General features: G+C 45.2%; 5 protein-coding genes and 1 pseudogene. 5 read left to right on the top strand and 1 reads right to left on the bottom strand.

Going from position 1 to position 4,715, the window contains the following annotated elements:
* Positions 1-555: pseudogene (locus tag F6K57_RS37105) on the top strand (hypothetical protein); the annotation flags it as partial.
* A 120-nt stretch (positions 556-675) separates the two neighbouring features.
* Here the strand turns inward: F6K57_RS37105 and F6K57_RS37100 are convergent.
* Positions 676-1,791: a geranylgeranyl reductase family protein gene (locus tag F6K57_RS37100; RefSeq protein WP_075900391.1), complete on the bottom strand. Its 1,116-nt coding sequence runs from the start codon at positions 1,789-1,791 to the stop codon at positions 676-678.
* A gap of 938 nt (positions 1,792-2,729) precedes the next feature.
* Between F6K57_RS37100 and pipX the strand changes: the two genes are divergently transcribed.
* The 4 genes from pipX to F6K57_RS37080 form a co-directional block, all read left to right on the top strand.
* Positions 2,730-2,999, top strand: coding sequence for a transcriptional coactivator PipX (gene pipX / locus F6K57_RS37095; protein WP_070396730.1), 270 nt, complete (start codon positions 2,730-2,732; stop codon positions 2,997-2,999).
* 21 nt (positions 3,000-3,020) lie between these two features.
* On the top strand, positions 3,021-3,299 hold the full coding sequence (locus F6K57_RS37090; protein ID WP_075900393.1) for a hypothetical protein: 279 nt from the start codon (positions 3,021-3,023) through the stop codon (positions 3,297-3,299).
* Positions 3,300-3,613: 314 nt separating this feature from the next.
* Positions 3,614-4,201: a cell division protein SepF gene (locus tag F6K57_RS37085; protein ID WP_070393463.1), complete on the top strand. Its 588-nt coding sequence runs from the start codon at positions 3,614-3,616 to the stop codon at positions 4,199-4,201.
* A gap of 68 nt (positions 4,202-4,269) precedes the next feature.
* Positions 4,270-4,715: NAD(P)-binding domain-containing protein (locus tag F6K57_RS37080; protein WP_293073280.1), on the top strand; the 446-nt coding region annotated here is incomplete at its 3' end.

The raw sequence follows: 4,715 nt of genomic DNA, 5'->3' as shown, positions 1-4,715 counted from the left end.
TTTTGGGATGGCACCTTAAAAAAAGTCCGCTCCTTGCTACCGGCAGCTTGGAATGAAAAACTGTCTGATTGGATGTTGACTGGTGCGATCGCAAGCGTGGTAGTAGTCATTCTATGGACAACACTAGCGCTTCTACCAAAGACACCAGCACAGGTGGCACAAGTTCCTGGTGATACCATTAATTCTCCAGAAAATTTGGAAGTGGCTGAGGAATCACAACTTGTGGAATCGGAACCCATACCCACACCAGAGTTAACTCCTGAACAAAGCCTGATTGTAGCAATTCAAAATCAAATTACGGGTATTACGGCTCAGTACGGTAATGACCTGATTCAAGCAATTGAGGCCAACTTTCTCAGAAGTATGCTCTTGGTCAAGGTCAGTGATGAATGGTACCAACTCAACGATGGTCAGCAGAATACCTTAGCTCAAAGGATGCTGAGCCAGTCTCAAGAATTAGACTTTAGCAAGTTGGAAATTACTGACCTAGAGGGAACGTTAGTTGCCCGTAGTCCTGTGGTGGGGTCAAGTATGGTCATTTTTACCCGACATTAATTCTGTTATATGTTAACGATTGAGGGTTGACCCTTGACTGTCAACCCTCAACAACCCTAACTATTTAGCTGATCTATTTAGGTGATAAAACACGTAATCAAATCAATGATCTGATCACTATTATCCACCGCTTAATGGGTTCAAGCGCTTCATGGCACGATTGACCACATCGGAGTAGCGTAATTCCCCACAGAGAATGTTGAGCATGATTTGAGTAGCAACGGGTTTTTTAACGCCGACTTTGTAGGCAATTCCAGGAAAGCGGTAGAAAGCTCCAGCGAGCTTAGCAGCCCAACTCATATCAGTTCCCCGTTCTTCCTGCATCACCTGGGTATAGTTTTCTAAGGCATCAGCTTGACCTGCCAAAGCTTGTTGAATGGCCTCAGCTGCTTTCATGCCACTGAACATGGAGGGTCGAATTCCCTCAGCAGTCATGGGATCGACCACACAGGCAGCTTCCCCAGCTAATACAGCATTTTGTGTATGGAGCTTTTCCTGACCTTCCCAGACACAGATGGCACCTTCGTGCTGTTTACAGCTACTTAAGTCTAAGCCGGATTTCTCCGCATAACCTTTGACTATCTTTTCCATGTCTTTGAGGTCACCACCCCGTAAGGAGCCAAGACCAATGGAGTAGCCTTCGGGTTTAGGAATACTCCAGATAAAGCCATTTTTGACCTGACCAAAGTCAAAATGGATCTCCTTACTATTGGTGTCCGATTTGGCCACCTCTAGGGCTAATGCCAAACGTGATTTACGTTCTTTGAATCCCAACCATTTTGCCATCGGTCCAGTAGCACCGTCAGCTGCAATCACGTAGCGACCTTCAACAGTGCCATTGACAGTGTTGACCTGCCAGTGGTCTCCCTTAAACTCTACCCCTGTAACTGCTGTATTATCTCGAATTTCAGCACCTTGTTTTTGGGCTTGTTGGATGAGATAGTGATCGAAAACATCCCGTTGCACCATCCAAACTGGTTCTTGAGTGTCCAGTTTCACCTCTACTGGATCATCCATTTTCCAGGTGTAGCGTACACTCTCAGCTTTCAGAGATATCGCAGGTGTAAAGTCGAAATCAAACCACTGTTGCACTTGTGGGGAAACCGCACCACTACAAGCCTTGTACCGGGGTAAGGATTCTTTTTCTAGAACCACCACAGACTTTCCAGCTTTAGCCAGGTGATAAGCAGCCGTTCCACCAGCCGGTCCCGCACCAACGATTATGCAGTCAAACATGATGTTTCTACTTTACTCCTCAAAGATTTATCGATTGAATTTCAAAGACTAACGGCCCAGTGTGTCAGCCTACTATCCAAGTTGAGTGACCAATTTACCAGGACTTACTCACGCTTGATGCCCAGCAATTGAGACAAACTAACATTCGGGAATTGTAAAATCACTATCAATTCATAATAATGACCCTACAAACATTGCAGGGTCGAGATTAGGCTATTACCAAAATGCTTACCCTTAATCGATAACATCCTGAAAACGCCTAATCAGTTATTATCTGGATGCACCTCTACACTGATAGTTTTTGTCTCTTGTTCATTCAATTTTTCAGTCATTAGACTCGTTAATCCGGATAGTTTAGTTGGCTAATTATTAGGGTAATCATTAGTTTGTATAACCATTATTGACCTATAATTTTTGAAACATGTAGAGTTTTGAGCAATCTTTATTAAAGTTTCACGAATTCACAGCCAAAACTATAGCCAAAACGATTAGTGTATTTTTTCCTTCCCCATCCTCTTTCCCTATGAGCTTCTTCTCAATCCTCAGTCTATCTCAAATCGGTTGGTATCGGTATTGAGGAGTTCAACCAAGGTAGGAGAGATTTTGTTATAGCAGATTTGGGTAGACTTGGTAAGTTATATCAGATGGCCATTATCTTAGAAGTCTAATGCCGTCAGAAACAAAATCACCACTAGCCCTAATTTTCTACCTAGCAAACTCAAATCCACGCGCTCAAGCTATTATCTCTATAACTTCGGTTTTGGTCTTTAGGAATTGTTAGGGTCTTGCTGACTCCTAGTCTTACCTGAATTCACTAACCAACCAAACCCCTGGCATAATACCACTAACCTTACTAAGGGAAAGTAAGCCATGGCAATGACTTATTTGACCTAACCTAAGATCGTTCGGTGCTCAAGTCCCGCCTAATATGGATTTTGATGAGTTCTGAAAACTACCTCAATCACCCCAATTTTGGTCTACTGTTTCGAGTTTGCATTGTTGAACCACAACAAGAGTTGTTCACTACGATCTATGCCCAGAGACTTTTCTTTTTGGTGAAAAGTACTACCAATGGCATTGCCTTTGAGCCAATCAGTCGTTCTGAGGCTCGGCTGTTGGTAGAAAATCGCCTGCGCTTACTTAGGCGCAGTGGTTCATCGGCTGATTATGAGCAGCTTAGAGTTATCCATCAGCAAACCTTCCAATAAGTTCCATAAGGAAACCTTCCCATGATTGGTTTAATTACAGAACCCATTACCAAGATTCGCCAACAAATCCCACCCAATTTACCGCTGAAAGCAGTTACTAAAACTAGGTCCCTAGAAGCTAGGGGAGGGGCTGATGCTGCGCCATCTGCGGGATTGCCTCCAAAAGTGGTTACGACCTGGGGCTTCTTTTGCTGGAAGCTAAATTTGAAGTACCCACAACCAAATCGAAGGTTGTTGAATGGGTTGGTCTTACCGCCAAAAGTAAGTCCCAACGACCATTGTGAGCGTCTGGTGAAATGAGATGATCGGATGAGGAAGTAATGGGGTAGTATATACCCAACCACATCCATCATCAATATTGCCCTCTTATATATAATGGCATAGCCTTCTGAAAGTTGCTTTTTTCGAGAACTACACCCCGATCAGAAGGCAGATCTATCTTTTATATTGATAACCTTGTGGTGTTCTCAAGGGTGAAAATTATTAAGTAAGCTCAGGGGTAAGTTAGACTGTTTAAGTTCTAGTCTAAGCATCTACTAAAGACTGCTGCCCTAGAGAAGGTCGATTATCGGCTTTGCAGAAGCTTACACTAAAGTTGTGATGGAGAGTTGACTATGAGCGGTATTTTTAATAAGCTGCGCGATTTCGTCGGTCTGAATGAGCCAGTGGAATACGAATACGAATATGAAGACATTGAGGGGGATGCCTACCCAACTCCCTACCCACAAGAGCAACCGGTTCAACCGCCACCAGAGGAGGAACGTCCGACCAGACGACGTTCTCGGGAGCGGACAACGGTATCAGAAGCAGGGGTAGGGCCATCTCCGATCAATAATGTGATTGGCATGCCTGGAGCAGTCAATGGCATTTCAGAGGTGGCAGTGATTGAACCTCGTTCCTTTGAAGAAATGCCCCAAGTGATTCAGGCACTGCGGGAACGGAAGTCGGTGGTTTTAAACCTGACCATCATGGATCCAGACCAAGCACAACGAGCAGTTGACTTTGTGGCTGGTGGGACTTACGCTATTGATGGTCACCAAGAGCGTATTGGTGAAAGTATTTTCTTGTTTACACCAAGCTGTGTTCAGGTAAGTACTCAGTCTGGTGTGATTCATGAGATACCTACTCCCCAGGCTCCTCCTCCCCGTCAGACAGCTCCGTCACCAGCCTGGGGTTCTGAGCCAGACCAGATGGCTCAGTAAGAATCAGGACTTGACAAGTGTCTAGTTTTTCGTGAATAACATTAAAAGTTGAAAAGAGAGGTGTTGGGTTGCCTATCAAACTTGGCATAATTGGTGGCGGTGTCATGGGAGAAGCCCTCCTATCCCGCCTACTTGCCCAACAACTTTACCAGCCTGATGAGGTCTTGGTGAGTGAGCTGCTGGAGCAGCGCCGTGATGGTTTGGCGCAACAATACGGGATAAGGGTCACTGCCAATAACCAAGCGGCAGCGGCAGCATCAGAGGTTTTGTTACTGGCAATTAAACCTCAGGTATTTGAAGCGGTAGCGGCAGAACTGGCCATGGGTAGAGGTGACAACGGTCACAGCTTAGGAACGTTGCCAATGGTGATTTCAATTCTAGCTGGAGTGCCTCTGGAACGGCTGGAAAATGCTTTTCCATCCCAGCCAGTGATCCGGGCAATGCCTAATACTCCTGCAACAGTTGGGGCGGGAATCACAGCACTAGCTGCTGGAAAATGGGTTTCGCCTGATCA

It is taken from the genome of Moorena sp. SIO4A5 (assembly GCF_010672005.1).
GTDB lineage: Bacteria > Cyanobacteriota > Cyanobacteriia > Cyanobacteriales > Coleofasciculaceae > Moorena.
This window is presented reverse-complemented; position numbering and strand designations above follow the sequence as displayed.

Excerpts from the sequence above, each read along its gene's own strand:
- F6K57_RS37090 (WP_075900393.1), top strand. The coding sequence starts at position 3,021 with ATGATTGGTTTAATTACAGAACCCATTACCAAGATTCGCCAACAAATC.
- F6K57_RS37085 (WP_070393463.1), top strand. The coding sequence starts at position 3,614 with ATGAGCGGTATTTTTAATAAGCTGCGCGATTTCGTCGGTCTGAATGAG.
- pipX (WP_070396730.1), top strand. The coding sequence starts at position 2,730 with ATGAGTTCTGAAAACTACCTCAATCACCCCAATTTTGGTCTACTGTTT.
- F6K57_RS37100 (WP_075900391.1), bottom strand. The coding sequence starts at position 1,791 with ATGTTTGACTGCATAATCGTTGGTGCGGGACCGGCTGGTGGAACGGCT.